The organism is Pseudomonas sp. R-28-1W-6 (assembly GCF_009799925.1).
Classification (GTDB): domain Bacteria; phylum Pseudomonadota; class Gammaproteobacteria; order Pseudomonadales; family Pseudomonadaceae; genus Aquipseudomonas.
This window is the reverse complement of record NZ_WELK01000006.1, coordinates 168,778-184,796: the sequence shown is the minus strand read 5'-3', so window position 1 is coordinate 184,796 and position 16,019 is coordinate 168,778. Positions and strand designations below refer to the sequence as shown.

The 16,019-nt window shown below is 68.0% G+C and carries 15 protein-coding genes; 7 read left to right on the top strand and 8 right to left on the bottom strand.

What is annotated here, in order from left to right; all coding sequences use genetic code 11:
- Together F3I62_RS13785 and F3I62_RS13780 are read left to right on the top strand one after the other, a co-directional pair.
- The coding region (locus F3I62_RS13785; protein WP_256667766.1) for an Ig-like domain-containing protein at nucleotides 1–1,035 on the top strand (1,035 nt) is incomplete at its 5' end.
- Nucleotides 1,036–1,090: 55 nt separating this feature from the next.
- Nucleotides 1,091–2,578: a TolC family protein gene (locus tag F3I62_RS13780; protein ID WP_160490211.1), complete on the top strand. Its 1,488-nt coding sequence runs from the start codon at nucleotides 1,091–1,093 to the stop codon at nucleotides 2,576–2,578.
- 68 nt (nucleotides 2,579–2,646) lie between these two features.
- On the opposite strand, the gene F3I62_RS13775 is transcribed toward F3I62_RS13780, so the two are convergent.
- The 6 genes from F3I62_RS13775 to F3I62_RS13750 form a co-directional block, all read right to left on the bottom strand.
- On the bottom strand, nucleotides 2,647–3,147 hold the full coding sequence (locus F3I62_RS13775) for a hypothetical protein (protein ID WP_160490210.1): 501 nt from the start codon (nucleotides 3,145–3,147) through the stop codon (nucleotides 2,647–2,649).
- A 107-nt stretch (nucleotides 3,148–3,254) separates the two neighbouring features.
- Nucleotides 3,255–5,033 carry an ABC transporter ATP-binding protein gene (locus F3I62_RS13770; protein ID WP_160490209.1) on the bottom strand — a complete coding sequence of 593 codons (1,779 nt, stop codon included), beginning with the start codon at nucleotides 5,031–5,033 and terminating at the stop codon, nucleotides 3,255–3,257.
- Nucleotides 5,026–5,625 carry a DsbA family protein gene (locus F3I62_RS13765; RefSeq protein ID WP_372240134.1) on the bottom strand — a complete coding sequence of 200 codons (600 nt, stop codon included), beginning with the start codon at nucleotides 5,623–5,625 and terminating at the stop codon, nucleotides 5,026–5,028. Before F3I62_RS13765 ends, F3I62_RS13770 begins: the two co-directional genes overlap by 8 nt.
- 46 nt (nucleotides 5,626–5,671) lie before the next feature.
- On the bottom strand, nucleotides 5,672–6,607 hold the full coding sequence (locus F3I62_RS13760) for a rhodanese-related sulfurtransferase (RefSeq protein WP_160490208.1): 936 nt from the start codon (nucleotides 6,605–6,607) through the stop codon (nucleotides 5,672–5,674).
- A 148-nt stretch (nucleotides 6,608–6,755) separates the two neighbouring features.
- Nucleotides 6,756–7,061, bottom strand: coding sequence for a BolA family transcriptional regulator (locus tag F3I62_RS13755; protein WP_160490207.1), 306 nt, complete (start codon nucleotides 7,059–7,061; stop codon nucleotides 6,756–6,758).
- A gap of 10 nt (nucleotides 7,062–7,071) precedes the next feature.
- Complete coding sequence (locus tag F3I62_RS13750; protein ID WP_160490206.1) at nucleotides 7,072–7,575, bottom strand: DUF2059 domain-containing protein; 504 nt, start codon at nucleotides 7,573–7,575, stop codon at nucleotides 7,072–7,074.
- A gap of 224 nt (nucleotides 7,576–7,799) precedes the next feature.
- On the opposite strand from F3I62_RS13750, the gene F3I62_RS13745 reads away from it, so the two are divergent.
- The 3 genes from F3I62_RS13745 to F3I62_RS13735 all read left to right on the top strand — a co-directional run bounded on the left by F3I62_RS13745 (nucleotide 7,800) and on the right by F3I62_RS13735 (nucleotide 10,887).
- Nucleotides 7,800–8,801, top strand: a complete 1,002-nt coding sequence (locus tag F3I62_RS13745) for a DUF2804 domain-containing protein (RefSeq protein WP_160490205.1) — start codon at nucleotides 7,800–7,802, stop codon at nucleotides 8,799–8,801.
- A 78-nt stretch (nucleotides 8,802–8,879) separates the two neighbouring features.
- Nucleotides 8,880–10,274, top strand: a complete 1,395-nt coding sequence (locus F3I62_RS13740) for a class II fumarate hydratase (protein ID WP_160490204.1) — start codon at nucleotides 8,880–8,882, stop codon at nucleotides 10,272–10,274.
- Nucleotides 10,267–10,887, top strand: coding sequence for an NAD(P)H-dependent oxidoreductase (locus tag F3I62_RS13735; RefSeq protein WP_160490203.1), 621 nt, complete (start codon nucleotides 10,267–10,269; stop codon nucleotides 10,885–10,887). The genes F3I62_RS13740 and F3I62_RS13735 overlap by 8 nt, the downstream gene beginning before the upstream one ends.
- Nucleotides 10,888–10,939: 52 nt before the next feature.
- Here the strand turns inward: F3I62_RS13735 and F3I62_RS13730 are convergent, their stop codons facing one another.
- Nucleotides 10,940–11,902 carry a DMT family transporter gene (locus tag F3I62_RS13730; protein ID WP_160490202.1) on the bottom strand — a complete coding sequence of 321 codons (963 nt, stop codon included), beginning with the start codon at nucleotides 11,900–11,902 and terminating at the stop codon, nucleotides 10,940–10,942.
- A 269-nt stretch (nucleotides 11,903–12,171) separates the two neighbouring features.
- Between F3I62_RS13730 and F3I62_RS13725 the strand changes: the two genes are divergently transcribed.
- Nucleotides 12,172–12,381 (top strand): DUF6316 family protein, encoded by a 210-nt coding sequence (locus F3I62_RS13725; protein ID WP_160490201.1) that lies wholly within the window; start codon nucleotides 12,172–12,174, stop codon nucleotides 12,379–12,381.
- 49 nt (nucleotides 12,382–12,430) lie between these two features.
- Here the strand turns inward: F3I62_RS13725 and pap are convergent, their stop codons facing one another.
- On the bottom strand, nucleotides 12,431–13,918 hold the full coding sequence (gene pap, locus F3I62_RS13720) for a polyphosphate:AMP phosphotransferase (protein ID WP_160490200.1): 1,488 nt from the start codon (nucleotides 13,916–13,918) through the stop codon (nucleotides 12,431–12,433).
- 131 nt (nucleotides 13,919–14,049) lie between these two features.
- Here pap and mnmC point away from each other — a divergent pair, with 131 nt between their 5' ends.
- Nucleotides 14,050–16,011, top strand: coding sequence for a bifunctional tRNA (5-methylaminomethyl-2-thiouridine)(34)-methyltransferase MnmD/FAD-dependent 5-carboxymethylaminomethyl-2-thiouridine(34) oxidoreductase MnmC (gene mnmC, locus F3I62_RS13715; protein ID WP_160490199.1), 1,962 nt, complete (start codon nucleotides 14,050–14,052; stop codon nucleotides 16,009–16,011).
- Nucleotides 16,012–16,019 lie beyond the last annotated feature (8 nt).

Genomic DNA, 16,019 nt, shown 5'->3' with positions numbered 1-16,019 from the left:
TCCAACCTGAGCAGCAGCGACGGCGGCATCACCTGGACCGCCACGCTAACCCCGACGGCCGAAATCACCGACGCGACCAACCTGATCACCCTCGACAACAGTGGCCTGGCCGATTTGGCCGGCAATACCGGCACGGGCAGCACCACTTCCAGCAACTATGCCATCGACACGACCCGCCCCACGGCAACCATCGTGGTGGCCGACAGCACACTGGCTATCGGCGAGACGACCAGCGTCACCATTACCTTCAGTGAAGCGGTTTCCGGCTTCGACCTGGCCGATCTGAGCGTGACCAACGGCAGCCTGTCCAACCTGAGCAGCAGCGACGGCGGCATCACCTGGACCGCCACGCTAACCCCGAGGGCCGAAATCACCGACCCGACCAACCTGATCACCCTCGACAACAGCGGCCTGGCCGATCTGGCCGGCAATTCCGGCACGGGCAGTACCACCTCCAACAACTACGCCATCGACACGGCGCCAGTGCTGGTCATCGACAATGGCGACCCGGAGTTCCGGGCCTATCCGCCCGCGGTGGTCGTTGATGCACCAACCACGCCACTGCAACCGCTCGTTCCACCCGCGCCATTGCCGATCATCTCGCCCCTGCTGCCGCCTCCACTGTTCGAGGTGCCGACCCTGGGCAGTGGCATTCCTACGCTGGGCAACATCTTCATCAACCATGGCGCCCTGGCACCCAGCTTCATCGCCCAGGTCTTCGCCAGTAGCTCCAGCGATGTCGGCGGCGATGGTTCGGGAAGCGGCTTCCTCGGCTTTGGCGGCGGCGATGCCGGGGTGTTCGGCTCCAGCAGCCTGTCCAACGTCTTCGGCGAGGATGCCATGCAGGAGTCCGAGCAACTGGAGGTCTTCGACGGCAAGAAATGGGGCTCCGGCGGCGCTACCGGGGGTGGCCGGACTATGGGGGTGCCGACACTGGGCCAACAGTTGCATGAGCTGCATGAAAACGAACAACGTCCGCTACGTGAACTGGCCCAGGCATTGGGTCAATTCGACGCTGCTGGGTCACGAGTCTGAATACAACTACAAGTTCGAATGAAGGATTGAGCCGTGACAAGGGGGCGGCCCAAGGATGAATAAGAGCCAGAAACTGTTCGGGGTCAGCCTGCTTGCGCTGGCCATCAGCGGCTGCGCAGTCACCAGCCAACCGATCGAGCGCAGCGCCAGCGAAACCCGCGCACAACAAGACCTGCAGAGCATGTTCAAGGATCAGGAGCCGCTAAGCGGCCCGCTGACCCTGCATGACGCCATGGCCCGCGCCGTCAGGTACAACCTCGAGGGGCGCCTGAAGGTGATGGAGGAAGCCCTGGCCCAGCGCCAGGTGGACCTCGCCACGTTCGACATGCTGCCGCGCATGGCGCTGTCTGCCGGTTATGCCGGTCGTGACAACGTCAGCGCCTCCAGCAGCGAAAGCGTTAAAACCGGCACCCAGTCCCTCGAGCCGTCCACCTCCCAGGACCGCAACCGGCGTGTGGCAGACCTGACCATGGTGTGGAACGTGCTGGACTTCGGCGTCAGCTACATCAGCGCCAAGCAGCAGGGTGACCAGCGCCTGATCGTGCAGGAACGCCGGCGCAAGGTGATCCACACCATCATCCAGGACGTGCGTTCGGCCTACTGGCGCGCCGTCGCCGCCGAGCGTCTGCTCAAGCAGATCGACAGCCTGATGGCCCGCGTCGACCAGGCCCGCGGCAACAGCCAGCGCCTCAGCGAGCAGCGCATCGGCGACCCGATCCAGGCCCTCAGTTACCAGCGCGCGCTGATCGAGGCCACGCGCCAGCTGGAAGACCAGCGCCGCGCCCTGTCCCTGGCCAAGACCGAACTGGCGACCCTGATCAACCTGCCCATGGGCAGCGACCTGACCCTGGCCGCCAGCGAGGACTACCCGGTGCCGGAACTCAAGGTAGACCTGGCCCTGCTCGAACAGGAAGCCCTGGCCAATCGCCCGGAACTGCGCGAGCAGGACTATCAGGCCCGCATCAGCGCGGCAGAAACCCGCAAGGCCATGTTGCGCCTGCTGCCGGGCCTGGAGTTTGCCGCCGGCGGGCACTACGACAGCAACAGTTTCCTGGTCAACCAAGGCTGGGCCGACTATGGCGTGAAGGTCACCTGGAACCTGTTCAACGTGCTCTCCGCCCCTGCCGCCATCGATGTGGCCAAGGCCGGCGAATCCGTCGCCCAGGCCCGCCGCCAGGCGATGTCGATGGCAGTTTTGGCGCAACTCTACGTGGCCAATGCCAACTTCAACGAGGCGCAGCGCCAATTCCACACCAGCCAGGAACTGGCCGGCCTGGACAGCCAGATCGCCGAGCAATTGCGCAATCGCTACCAGGCCCAGGGAATTGGCGAACTGGAACTGATCCAGGGTGAACTCAATGCCCTGCAAGCCGATCTGCGTCGCGACCTGGCCTATGCCGAACTGCGCAACAGCTACGGTCAGCTGTTCGCCAGCGTCGGCCTGGACCCGCTGCCCGAGCAACTACCCTCCACCCAGCTCTCGGCCATCTCGGAGGCTCTGGCGAGCAGCGAGCAGCGCTGGGAACAGGGCCAGCTGCACTAAGCCCAGCGCCTAGCAGGCCGGCCCATGCCGGCCTGTGGCGCATGGGTCCGTGGCGGAGTCAGAGGCCGTCAATCCAGATCGCCATCGTCGTCATCGTCGATATGATCGACATCATCACCGATGTCATCGTCATGCTTGCTGCTCGACTCGAAGGCCCTGTCCAATCCCAGCGCTGCGGCAATGGCAGCCGGTGTAGTGGCGACCACCGACATCGCCTTGGCCAGCCCGGTGGTTTCAGTGGAACGGGCCGCCGCCGAAGTCGCCGCCCCATGCCCCTGTCCTTTCCCCTGCCCCAGACCATTGCCTGCGCCGACGCCGTGACCGTGACCGACACCCGTCGCGCCATGGCCGGCACCGATACCACCTTGCCCGCCGCCACCCGGACCCCCACCGTGGCCACCACCATGACCGCCACCGTGGCCGCCACCATGACCACCACCATTCCCGCCGCCATTGCCGCCGCCTCGCGCATAAGCCGAGTCGATCAGTGGATTGACTTGCGCCGGCATGCCCGCCGACAACAGCACGGCGCAGGCCGACAAGGCCAAGACCCGCTTAAGCTTCGTCATGATCGCCTCTCCTCGAGTTCGTTCATAACCCCCAAGCTGTCAGTGTATTAGCCGCATCGGCATGCTGCGCCACTGGCCGATGAACGCGTATCTACGGCCCTGTCCAGCTAGTGCTGCAGGTGCCCGTAAAGCTTGGCGTACAGCCCGCCCTCGGCAATCAGCTGCTGGTGATCGCCGTCTTCGGCGATCCGCCCGCCATCGAACACCAGTACGCGGTCGGCCTGTTTCACCGCGCTCAGGCGGTGGGCGATGATCAGCGTGGTGCGGCCATTGAGGAAGCTGGCCAGGGCCTGGTGCAGGGCATATTCGGTGGCCGCATCCAGGGCGGAGGTGGCTTCGTCGAGGATCACCACCTTGGGATCGGCCAGCACCATGCGCGCCACGGCCAGGCGCTGACGCTGGCCGCCGGACAGGCGTACGCCGGAACGCCCGACGATGCTATCGAGGCCATCCGGCAATGCACGGATGCTGCCTGCCAACTGGGCGATTTCCAGCGCCTGCCAGCAGGCCTGGTCCGCGCGCTCGCGGCCCATGCACAGGTTGGCCCGCACCGTGTCGTTGAACAGCGCCGGATGCTGCAGCACCACCGCCACATGCTCGCGCACCCGCTCCAGGCCGATCTCCTCCAGGCTGGCGCCGCCGTAGCGGATGCTCCCGGCCTGGGCCGAGTACAGGCCGAGCAGCAGTTGCACCAGGGTGCTCTTGCCGCCCCCGGAAGCGCCGACTATGGCCACCTTCTCGCCGGGCGCGATGGACAGGTCGAGGTCCTCCAGCACCGGCTCGTCACGGTAGGCGAACCTCAGCCCGCGCACCTCGATGCCCACCGTCTCGCGCCCCGCGAACGGATCGCTGTGGCCCGGGTACTGCGGCTCGTCGGCCCGGGCCAGCAGCTCGTTGATCCGCTGCAGCGCGCCGCCGGCGGCATAGTAGGCGTACTGCAGGCTGAGCAGCTGCTCGACCGGGCCGATCATGAACCACAGGTAGCTGAACACGGCGAGCATCTGGCCGATCGATAGGTCGGAGAACAGCACCGTCAGCATCGCCGCGGCACGGAACAGGTCGATGCCGAACTGGAACAGCAGGCCGCTGCTGCGGCTGGCCGCGTCGCTCTTCCACTGCGAGGCCACCGCGTAGTCACGTACCTCGCGGGCACGCAGGCCGAGACGACCGAGGAAGAAGCCCTGGCGATTGCCGGCACGCACTTCCTGGATGGCTTCGAGGGTCTCGGTCAGGGCCTGGGTGAAACGCGAGGTGCTGTCGTTCTCCAGCTTCTTCAGGTGCTTGACCTGCTTGCCCAGCTGCACCGTGGCGTAGATCACCAGCGGGTTGAACAGCAGGATCAGCAGCGCCAGCTGCCAGTGCATCCACAGCAGGATGGCCGAGGTGCCTGCCAGGGTCAGCAGGGCCACCAGCACCCGCGACAGGGTTTCGCCGATGAACTTGTCGAGGGTATCCAGATCGGTGACCAGATGCGCACTGACCGTGCCGCCGCCGAGGTTCTCGTACTCGCTGAGGGCGATGCGCTTGAGCCGCTCGATCAGGCGGATACGCAGGCGGTAGATCACATCCTTGGACAGCCGCGCGAACAGGCGCGCCTGCAGCACGTTGCTGGCCAGCGCGCCCAGGCGCAGCAGCAGGGTCAGCACCAGCATCAGGCCGATGTAACCGGCTGCGCCCTCCCAGGCCGCGGGCAGGAAACGGTCCATGACCCGCAGCGCGGCCGTGCCATCGCCAAGCAGCACTTCATCCACCAGCAGCGGCAGCAGCAGCGGGATCGGCACACTGCACAGGGTGGCGAAGACGGCGACCAGGTTGGCCAGCAGCAACGCCTTGCGATGACGCAAGGCCAGCTGGCGGATCTCCGCCCAGCTCAGCCGGTCAGCCACGCTGCCCCCGCGCCAGCCAGCGCTCGAGCATCGGCGCCAGTACCTCAAGGGGCTGGTAGCCGTTGGTCAGCAGGGCCAGCTGGCCGTCACGCTCGGCCAGCAGGGTGGGGAAGCCGGCGATGCCGAGGTCCTGAGCCCAGGCAGAATCGGCGGCGGTGGCCGCGTACATCTGCTCGCTGTCGAATAGCTCGGCGAACTCGATGCGCGGGATGCCGGCCTCTTCGGCCAGCGCCACCAGCACCTGGGCGCGGGTGACATCGCGGCCTGCGCCGTAGAAGGCCTGCTGGATCAGGCGGGCCAGCGGCGCCACGCTCTGCTCGTCGACGCTGCGCGCGGTGACCAGCGCCCGGCAGGCCGGCTCGGTGTTGTAGACCAGGCCGTCGGGCAGCGCGGCAGCGAAGTCGAACAATTGCCCGGTGCGCGCATTCACCGCCTGCCAGTGGGCGAGGATACGCACCCTGCCCGCCGCATCCAGCGCCGCGCGCTCCTGGCGCAAACCACCCATGACGAAATGCAGCGGCACGCCCGCCGCGCCGGCCTGCTGCGCCAACGCCTCGACCACCGGGGCGAAGCCCCAGCACCAGGAGCACATGGGGTCCATCACATAGAGCAGGCGGGGTGGGCGCACAGGCTGATCCTTACTGGTCGACGGCCTTGTAGTTGTAACCGATGGGGTGCGGCAGGTTGCGCGCCTTGGCGATCTCGATCTGCTTCTGCCGTTCGCGGGCGCTGGTGCGGGTCTTCTCCGACAGGCTATCCCAGCAGTGCGGGCAGCTGATGCCGGGAGCATAGTGCTCGGACTGGCGATCCTCGACGGAGATCGGATTGCGGCAGGCATGGCACTGGTCGTAGTCGCCTTCGCTCAAATCGTGGCGCACGGTGACCCGGTTGTCGAATACGAAGCAGTCGCCGCGCCACTTGGTCGCATCCTGCGGCACTTGCTCGAGGTATTTGAGGATGCCGCCCTTGAGGTGATAGACCTCCTCGAAGCCCTCGCCGAGCATGTAGCTGGAGGCCTTCTCGCAGCGGATGCCGCCGGTGCAGAACATCGCCACCTTCTTGTGCTTGCTCGGATCGAAGTGGGCCTTGATGTACTCGGGGAACTCGCGGAACGACTTGGTCTTGGGGTCGATGGCGCCCTCGAAGGTGCCGATGGCCACCTCGTAGTCGTTGCGGGTGTCGATCAGCAGCACCTCGGGGTCGCTGATCAGGGCATTCCAGTCCTGCGGCTCGACGTAAGTGCCGACCTTGCTGTTGGGGTCCACGCCCGGCACGCCGAGGGTGACGATTTCCTTCTTCAGCTTGACCTTGGTGCGGTAGAACGGCTGCTCATCGCAGTAGGATTCTTTATGGTCGATATCGGCCAGGCGGGCGTCCTGGCGGAACCAGGCGAGCAGGCCGTCGATGCCTTCGCGGCTGCCGGACACGGTGCCGTTGATGCCTTCTTCGGCCAACAGCAGGGTGCCTTTGATGGCGTTGTCGAGCAGGGTTTGCAGCAGGGGTTCGCGCAGCGCCTCGTAGTCCGGCAGGGACACGAACTTGTACAGCGCCGCCACGACGATCTTGGCAGTCATCAGGAACAATCTCTCCAGTGGTCGCCCGCGCAAAGGGCGGACCGGGGGTGGTTAAACGACAGCGCCGGCTGAGGCCGGCGCGGGGGCAATCTTAACGCAATGGCGGCAGGCGGCGCACCCGGGCTGGATCGACGGTGCGCGCGGCCTTTCAGTAGTCGTGCTGGCTGCCGCCCTTGCAGGTCGGCGAATCCGGCGCCCCGCCCTGCTCCGCCCACTCCTGCACGGTGTAGGTGTGCAGCGCCAGGGCATGAAACTGCGGCATCAGTTCGCCGAGGCTGGCATACACCTTCTGGTGGCGCTTGACCGCATTCAGGCCGGCAAACAGGTCGCTGACCACCACCGCCTTGTAGTGGGTTTCCTGGCCCCGGCTGTGCATGTGGCTTTCATCCAGAACATCGAGGTAATTCGGCTGCAGGGCTTCTAGGGCCTGCTGGATCTTCTCGCGCATGCTCATGTCCGGCTCCTCAGGGCTTGGCTTTGGGTTTCTGCAGTTCGGCAGACATCTCGGTGAGCAGCTTGTTCACCTCCGGTACGGCCGGCTGCAGACGCGCCTGGGAGATCTGTACCGACTGCGCCGCCAGCGTCGGCATCTTCTCCAGCACCTTGCGCCCCAGCGGGCTCTGGTAGAAGGCCATCAGCTCCTTCAGCTCGGTTTCGCTGAAGTTGCTGGTGTACAGGCGCACCATGTCGGGCTCCAGCTTGTCCCAGCCGATGGCGCGGTCGAGCGCCGCGTTGGCCTTGGCCTGGTAGCCTTCGAGCACCGCGCGCTGGCTTTGCGGCGCCTGCGCCTCGGCAAAGCGCTGGGCGAACATCTGCTGCACCTGGGCATACACCGGCATGGTGAGCTTGTCGGCACGGGTCAGTTCGAGAAAACGTTCGGCCTGGGCCGCGTGGCTGGCCGCATCGGCAAACACCGGGCCGCTGGCGACCAGCAGCAGAGCGGAACAAAGAAAGCGCAGACGGCTCATGGCAATTCCTGACCAGGTAAGGGAAAAAGTTCGCGGCGCACATTCTGCGCCCAGCACCGGCGCCGCTCAAGCCGGGGCCTGACGGAAGGACCGCTCGGCGGTTGTCAAATGGCCAGTACTTGCCCATCCTGACGGCATGCGGGCATGCTGCGCGCCATTCGAGCGGTAGCCCTCCTGTCAGTCACCGGAACAGCCCGGTAACGCTTCACACACGGACGTGTCTGATGAACAGCTTCACCTTTCCCACCCTGCAGCCATTGTGCGATGCCCGCGGTCAGCTGAACCCGCAGGCCGTTGGCTGGTCGCCGCGTCCGGCCGTGCACTGCGCCATTCCCGGGCATTTCGGCCGGCGCAAGCGCTGGAACCACTGGTGCATCACCACCCCGCAGTGGATGCTGGCCCTGACCTTCGCCGACCTCGACTACCTGAGCTACGGCGCCGCCCACTTCCTCGACCTCGACAGCGGCATATTGGCCAGCCGCAAGCACCTGCGCCCGCTCGGTCGCGGCTGCGACCTGCCCGACACCCCCCTGGAAAGCCACGAGTTCCGCCACAGCCGCCTGCACCTGCGGGCCGACGACCGCGGCTCCTCGGTGCGCCTGACCGTGGTCGCCGCGGACATCGGCGGCCAGCCGCTGCAGGTGGCCCTGGAAATCCAGCGCCCCAGCCACCTGGAGTCGGTCAACCTGGTCTGCCCCATGGGCGAGCGGACCTTTCACGCCTCCTGCCGCCAGCTCGGCCTGCCGGTGACCGGCCACCTGCAACTGGGCGAGCGCCACTACAGCTGCCTGCCGGGGCAGAGCTTCGCCTCGCTGGACTTCGCCCGCGGCGTCTGGCCCCTGAGCAGCCACTGGACCCGCGCCGCCTTCGCCGCCCCCGGCGGCATCGCCGGCAACTTCGGCAGCGGCTGGTGCGACGCCAGCGGCCTGTCGGAGAACGCCCTGTGGTTCGGTGGCGAACTGCTGCACCTCGAGGAGCCGGTGCGGATCGAGCAGAACCCCCAGGGCGCGCTGGAGCCCTGGCGCCTGAGCAGCGCCAGCGGGCAGGTCGAGCTGACCTTCAGCCCGCGCCAACAGCACCAGGCCTACCCGCAGATCGGCCCGTTCTATGCCGATACCCGCCAGTGGTTCGGCCGCTTCGATGGCCTGCTGCGCGACCCGCAGGGCAAGAAGGTGCCGGTGAACGGCGCCTACGGCTGGGTCGGCGCCACCCATGCGCGCTGGTAATAGCGCCGATAGAGACAGGCGGGAACCCCTGCGGCGCGGCGCGGCCTAAACTGCGCCAAGCCCACCAGGAGAAAACCCATGAGCCGCATCGAAACCGACAGCATCGGCGCCATCGAAGTCCCCACCGAGGCTTACTGGGGCGCCCAGACCCAGCGCTCGCTGCTCAACTTCGCCATCGGCGAGCAGCGCATGCCGCTGGCCGTGGTGCATGCCCTGGCCCTGATCAAGAAGGCCGCCGCCCGGGTCAACCAGCGCAACGGCGAGCTCGCCGCGGACATCGCCCAGCTGATCGAGCAGGCCGCCGACGAAGTGCTGGCCGGCCAGCATGACCAGCAGTTCCCCCTGGTGGTCTGGCAGACCGGCAGCGGCACGCAGAGCAACATGAACGTCAACGAAGTGCTCGCCGGGCGCGCCAACGAGCTGGCCGGCCAGGGCCGCGGCGGCAAGAGCCCGGTGCACCCCAACGACCACGTCAACCGCGCGCAGAGTTCCAACGACAGCTTCCCCACCGCCATGCACATCGCCGCCGTGCAGGCCGTGCAGCACGACCTGCTGCCGGCCATCGCCGAACTGTCCGGCGGCCTGGCCGCGCAGGCGGCGCGGCACATGGATCTGGTCAAGACCGGGCGCACCCACCTGATGGATGCCACGCCGATCACCTTCGGCCAGGAACTGTCGGCCTTCGTCGCCCAGCTCGACTACGCCGAGCGGGCCATACGCGCCTGCCTGCCGGCCGTCTGCGAGCTGGCCCAGGGCGGCACCGCGGTGGGCACCGGGCTCAACGCCCCGCACGGCTTTGCCGAGGCCATGGCCGCCGAGCTGGCCAGCCTCAGCGGCCTGCCCCTGGTCAGCGCACCGAACAAGTTCGCCGCCCTGGCCGGGCACGAGCCGCTGGTCAGCCTGTCCGGCGCCCTGAAGACCCTGGCCGTGGCGCTGATGAAGATCGCCAACGACCTGCGCCTGCTCGGCTCCGGGCCGCGCGCCGGCTTCGCCGAGGTGCGCCTGCCGGCCAACGAGCCGGGCAGCTCGATCATGCCCGGCAAGGTCAACCCGACCCAGTGCGAGGCGCTGTCGATGCTCGCCTGCCAGGTGCTGGGCAACGACGTCAGCGTCGCCTTCGCCGCCAGCCAGGGCCACCTGCAGCTCAACGTGTTCAAGCCGGTGATCATCCACAACCTGCTGCAGTCGATCCGCCTGCTGGCCGATGGCTGCCGCAACTTCAACCAGCACTGCATCGCCGGCCTGCAGCCGGACGCCGCACAGATGGCCGCGCACCTGGAACGCGGGCTGATGCTGGTCACCGCGCTGAACCCGCACATCGGCTACGACAAGGCCGCCGAGATCGCCAAGAAGGCCTACGCCGAAGGCCTCAGCCTGCGCGAAGCGGCCCTGCAGCTGGGCCATCTGAACAACGAACAATTCGACGCCTGGGTACGCCCGCAAGACATGCTGGAGTCTGGTCAACATGGTTGAAGAAGGGAAAAGCGGCGCCACCCCACTGGAAGGCGACGGCAAGCGGATCCTGCTGATCCTCGGCACGCCCAAGTCCGACAGCCTCTGCCACGCCCTGGCCGAGGCCTACAGCAGCGGCGCGCGCGGCGAAGGCCATGTGGTGCGCCAGCTCCGGCTGGGCGAACTGCAGTTCGACCCGATCCTGCGCGACGGCTACAGCCAGGGCCAGACCCTGGAGCCCGACCTGCTCGAAGCCCAGCGGCAGATCCACTGGGCCGAGCACCTGGTGTTCGTCTACCCGGTCTGGTGGGGCGGCGTGCCGGCCCTGCTCAAGGGGTTCTTCGACCGGGTGTTCCTGCCCGGCTTCGCCTTCAAGTACCGCAACCGCTCGCAGCTGTGGGACAAGCTGCTCAGCGGGCGCACCGCCGACCTGCTGGTGACCCTGGACACCCCGCCCTGGTACTTCCGCTGGATCTACGGCGCGCCGGCGCACCGGCAGATGACCCGCACCATCCTCGGCTTCAGCGGCATCAAAACCCGCCGCCTGGCCGAATTCGCCCCGGTGCGCCCCTCCTCCGAGGAACAGCGTCAGGACTGGCTGCGCCGCGCCGAACGCCTGGGCGTGCGCGCCTGAACCCGCGGGCGGTCCACTCACCCGGGTGCGCACGGCGCACCCTGCACAGACCTTAGAGTTGCGTCAGCTGGCGGGCCTTGCGCGCCCGCCAGCCGGCCAGCAGCGAAGGCCCCAGTGCGGTCAGGGCCGAGCCCAGCACCACCAGCAGCGCGCCGCCGTAGGCCAGCCAGTTGATCTGCTCCGGCTGCACGTGCGCGGGCCACAGGCTGGCCGACACGGCGACGGCGGCGAAGGTCACCAGCGGGGTGATCGACAGGGTCGCGCTGACCCGCGAAGCCTCCCAGTGCGCCAGCGCCTCGGCGAAGGCGCCGTAGGCCACCAGGGTGTTCAGGCAGCAGGCCAGCAGCAGCCAGCCCTGCACCGGGCTGAGCTGCAACGCCTGCAGCGGCCGCGCCCAAGGCGTGAGCAGCAGGGCGCAGGCCAGGTAGATCACCATCATCACCTGCAGCGAGTTCCACACGGTCAGCAACTGCTTCTGCGCCAGGCCGTAGAAGGTCCAGAGGAAGGCCGCCAGCAGCACGATCAGCACGCCGCTGGTGTAGGCCGTCAGCGAGGTCAGCAGCTCGTGCAAGCGCTGGTTGAAGAACAGGCCGAAGCCCAGCAGCAGGATGCCCAGGCCGATGCCCTGGGCCCGGCTGAACGACTCGCGGAAGACGAACAGGCTGGCGATCAGAAACAGGATCGGCGCCATCTGGATCACCAGCTGGGTGGTACCCGGGCTGAGCAGGTTGAGACCGACCAGGTAGAGCACGTAGTTGGCCACCATCCCGGCAATCGCCAGCAGCAGCAACCAGCCCCCCTTGCGCCCGAGCGCGGCAAAGCGCGGCAGGCGCCGGCTCAGCGTCAGCCAGACGAGCAGCAGCAGGCCGGCGCCGAGCAGGCGAAACCAGGTAACGGTGATCGGGTCGAGTACCCGCAGCACTTCCTTCAGCTTGATCGGCAGGATGCCCCACAGCAGCGCGGTGGTCAGGGCGAGAAGCAGGCCGTAGAGCCAACGGCCGGAGGAAACGTGCATGACAGCCTCGACAGGAACGCGGTCTCCCAGCGGGAGCGCAGCAGGGGCTCATTCTAGGCGCAGAACGGCGCTGCACACAGACACAGTTGACCGGGTGGTCAGCCCGTAACTGTGCCACCCCGGCACGTCGCCGGCGTAGACCAGGCCTGGAAAAGCGCAGGCCGGCGCGGCGTACTCGGGCGAAACTCGACCGCCTGTCGCGCAGCATGGCCCGCCGGTCTGCAAACGCTAGACTGAAAACAGCTTATCCTCTTGCAGGAGACTCCATCATGTTCGGTCAGCGCCATGTCGATCCCGCGCCTGGTACGCACTACCGCAGCGAGCGGCTCAGCGCCGTCAACGGCCAGTATTTCTTCTCCACCCGCGAAGGCACCCTGGAAGGTCCGTACTTCACCCGGGTCGATGCCGAACGCGAGATCACCCACTACATCCGCCGCATCCAGCAGGGCAGTGACGTCATCGAAAGCCGGGTGAACTGAGCGCCCTCTTCCGCCCGTGCAGCGCCAGCCGCACGGAGCATCCCCGACCTCAATCCTTGGCAAAGGCCTTTTCCAGCGCCTCGTTGATCGTGCGCAGCACCTTGACCCGGGCAAAGCGCTTGTCGTTGGCCTCGACCAGGGTCCAGGGCGCGATGGCGGTGCTGGTGCGATCGACCATGTCGCCCACCGCGTCGCAGTAGTCCTGCCACTTGTCGCGATTGCGCCAGTCTTCCTCGGTGATCTTGAAGCGCTTGAAGGCGATCTGCTCGCGCTCCTTGAAGCGCTGGAACTGGGTGTCCTGGTCGATGGCCAGCCAGAACTTGACCAGTACCACGCCGGCGTCGCTGAGCTGCTCCTCGAAGTCGTTGATCTCGCTGTAGGCGCGCAGCCAGTCGCTCGGTTCGCAGAAACCCTCGACCCGCTCCACCAGCACCCGGCCATACCAGGAGCGGTCGAACACGGTGAAATTGCCGCGCGCCGGGATATGCCGCCAGAAGCGCCAGAGGTAGGGCTGCGCGCGCTCCTCCTCGGTGGGCGCGGCCACCGGCACGATGCGGTACTGGCGCGGGTCGAGCGCCGCCGCCACGCGGCGAATGGCGCCACCCTTGCCGGCCGCATCGTTGCCCTCGAACACCGCCACCAGGGCGTGCCGGCGCATGCGCTTGTCGCGCATCAGGCCGGCCAGGCGGGCCTGCTCGGCCGCCAGCTGCTCCTGGTAGTCGTCCTTGTCCAGGCTCTGGCTCATGTCCAGGCTGTTGAGCAGGGCGAGGTTGTCCAGGCTGGCCGCCAGCGGGGCCACATGGGGCTGCGGCGGGCGCCGCTTCTTCACCTTGAGCGCCGCCTGCAGGCCGTCGAGGAGAATGCGTCCGACCATCAGGCTGCGGTAATGCTCGTCGGCCCCCTCGACCACGTACCAGGGCGCAAAGTCGCGGCTGCTGCGGCGCAGCACGCGCTCGCCGAACCGCACGAAACGGTCGTAGGTTTCCGACTGCTGCCAGTCCAGCGGGCTGATGCGCCAGCTGTGCAGCGGGTCATCCCGCAGCGTCTTGAGGCGGGTCTTCATCTGCTTCTTGGACAGGTGGAACCAGAACTTGAAGATCAGCGCACCTTCGTCGCAGAGCATCTGCTCCAGGCTCAGGGCGCTGTCGATGGCCTGGTCCAGCACGGCGGTCTTGATGCGCCCGTGCACCCGCCCCTGGAGCATCTGGCTGTACCAATTGCCGAAGAAGATGCCGATCCGCCCCTTGGGCGGCAGCTGCCGCCAGAAGCGCCAGGCCGGCGGCCGCGCCAGCTCCTCGTCGGTCTGCCGGTCGAAGGTGCTGACCTGGATCAGGCGCGGGTCCATCCACTCGTTGAGCAGCTTGACCGTCTCGCCCTTGCCCGCGCCTTCCACCCCGTTGATCAGGATGATCACCGGGAAGCGCCCCTGCTGCTTCAGCTCGTACTGCGCCTCCAGCAGCGCCTCGCGCAGTATCGGCACTTCCCTGTTGTAGGTTTCCTCGTCGATGGCATGGCCCAGCTCGGCGGATTCGAACATCTGCAGCTCCTTGGTCTGACCCGCTCAGCCTAGCGGATTCGGCAGCGCCAAGCCTACGCCGACAGCCGCGAACCTGCCTACAGTTCCGGCTACAATGCGCGCCTTGCTCCAGGCTGCCAGCACCTTTCGCCATGACCGCTATCCACCACGCCCAGCTCGACTGGACGGAACAGGGCCAGCCCCTGTCGCGCCAGTTCGACGATGTCTACTTTGCCCGCGAAGACGGCCTCGGCGAGACCCGCCACGTGTTCCTCGGCAACACCCAGCTGGCCGAGCGCTGCGCCGCCCTGCCCGCCGGTGGACGCCTGGTCATCGGCGAGACCGGCTTCGGCACCGGCACCAACTTCCTCTGCGCCTGGCAACTGTTCGAACAGTGCGCGCCGGCCGACGCCCAACTGCACTTCGTCAGCGTGGAAAAATACCCGCTGCGCCGCGCCGACCTGCAGCGCGCCCTGGCCCTGTGGCCGGAACTGGCGCCCTGGGCGGCGCAACTGCTGGAACAGTACGTGGCCATCCATGCCGGCTTCCAGCGCCTGGTCCTGGCCGGCGGCCGGGTGATCCTCACCCTGCTGATCGGCGACGCCCTGGAGCTGCTGCCGCAACTGGATGCGCGCATCGACGTGTGGTTCCTCGACGGCTTCGCCCCGGCCAAGAACCCGGAGATGTGGAGCCAGGCACTGTTCGACCAGCTCGCCCGCCTGTCCGTCCCCGGCACCCGCCTGGGCACCTTCGCCAGCACCGGCTTCGTGCGCCGCGGCCTGGCCGCCGCCGGCTTCGCCATGCGCCGCGTGCCCGGCCATGGCACCAAGTGGGAGAACCTGCGCGGCGACTATGCCGGCCCCGCTCCGGCGCCGGCCAAGCCCTGGTTCGCCCGCCCGGCAACGCCCCCCGCGCAGCGCCGGGCGCTGGTGATCGGCGCCGGCCTGGCCGGTTGCGCCACGGCAGCCAGCCTGGCCGCCCGCGGCTGGCAGGTGAGCCTGCTGGAGCGCCACGACGCGGTCGCCCAGGAAGCCTCCGGCAACCCGCAGGGCGTGCTCTACCTGAAGCTCTCGGCCCACGGCACCGCCCTGTCGCAGCTGGTGCTCAGCGGCTTCGGCCACACCCGGCGCCTGCTCGAACGCCTGCCGCGGCCACAGGACTGGGACGCCTGCGGCGTGCTGCAACTGGCCTTCGACGCCCAGGAAGGCGAGCGCCAGGCGCACCTGGCGGCGGCCTTCCCCGCCGACCTGCTGCAAGCCCTGAGCCGGGAGCAGGCCGAGGCCCGCGCCGGCATCGCCCTGCCCGCCGGCGGCCTGTTCTACCCGGACGCCGGCTGGGTACACCCGCCGGCCCTGTGCCGCCTGCTGGCCAGCCAGCCGAACATCCAGCTGCTGCTGCACAGCGAGGCGCTGCAGCTGGAGCGGGTCGACGGGTGCTGGCAGGCCCGCGACGGCGAGCGTCTGCTGGCCGAAGCGCCGGTCGCGGTGCTGGCCGGCGCCGCCGAGGTGAAGCGCTTCGCCGCCGCCAGCGCCCTGCCGCTCAAACGCATCCGCGGGCAGATCAGCCGCCTGCCGCAGACCGAGAGCAGCAGCAAACTGGCCTGCGTGGTCTGTGCCGAGGGCTATGTGGCCCCGCCGCGGGCGGGCGAGCACACCCTCGGCGCCAGCTTCGACTTCCACAGCGACGACCTGGCGCCGACCAGCGCCGAACATGCCGGCAACCTCGAACTGCTGCGGGAAATCTCCGGCGACCTGTGCCAACGCCTGCAGGTCGACCGGCTCGACCCGGCGCAGCTGCAGGGCCGCGCCGCCTTCCGCTGCACCAGCCCGGACTACCTGCCGATCGTCGGCCCGCTGGCCGACCGCCAGGCCTTCGCCAGCGCCTATGCGGTACTCGGCAAGGATGCCCGCCAGGTGCCGGATACCCCCTGCCCCTGGCTGGACGGCCTCTATGTCAACAGCGGCCACGGCTCACGCGGACTGATCAGCGCGCCGCTGTGTGGCGAGCTGCTGGCCGCCTGGCTGAACGACGAGCCGCTGCCGCTGCCGCGCAGCGTGGCCGAGGCCTGCCACCCCAACCGCTTCCAGCTGCGCCAGCTGATCCGCGGCCGATAGGGCCGATA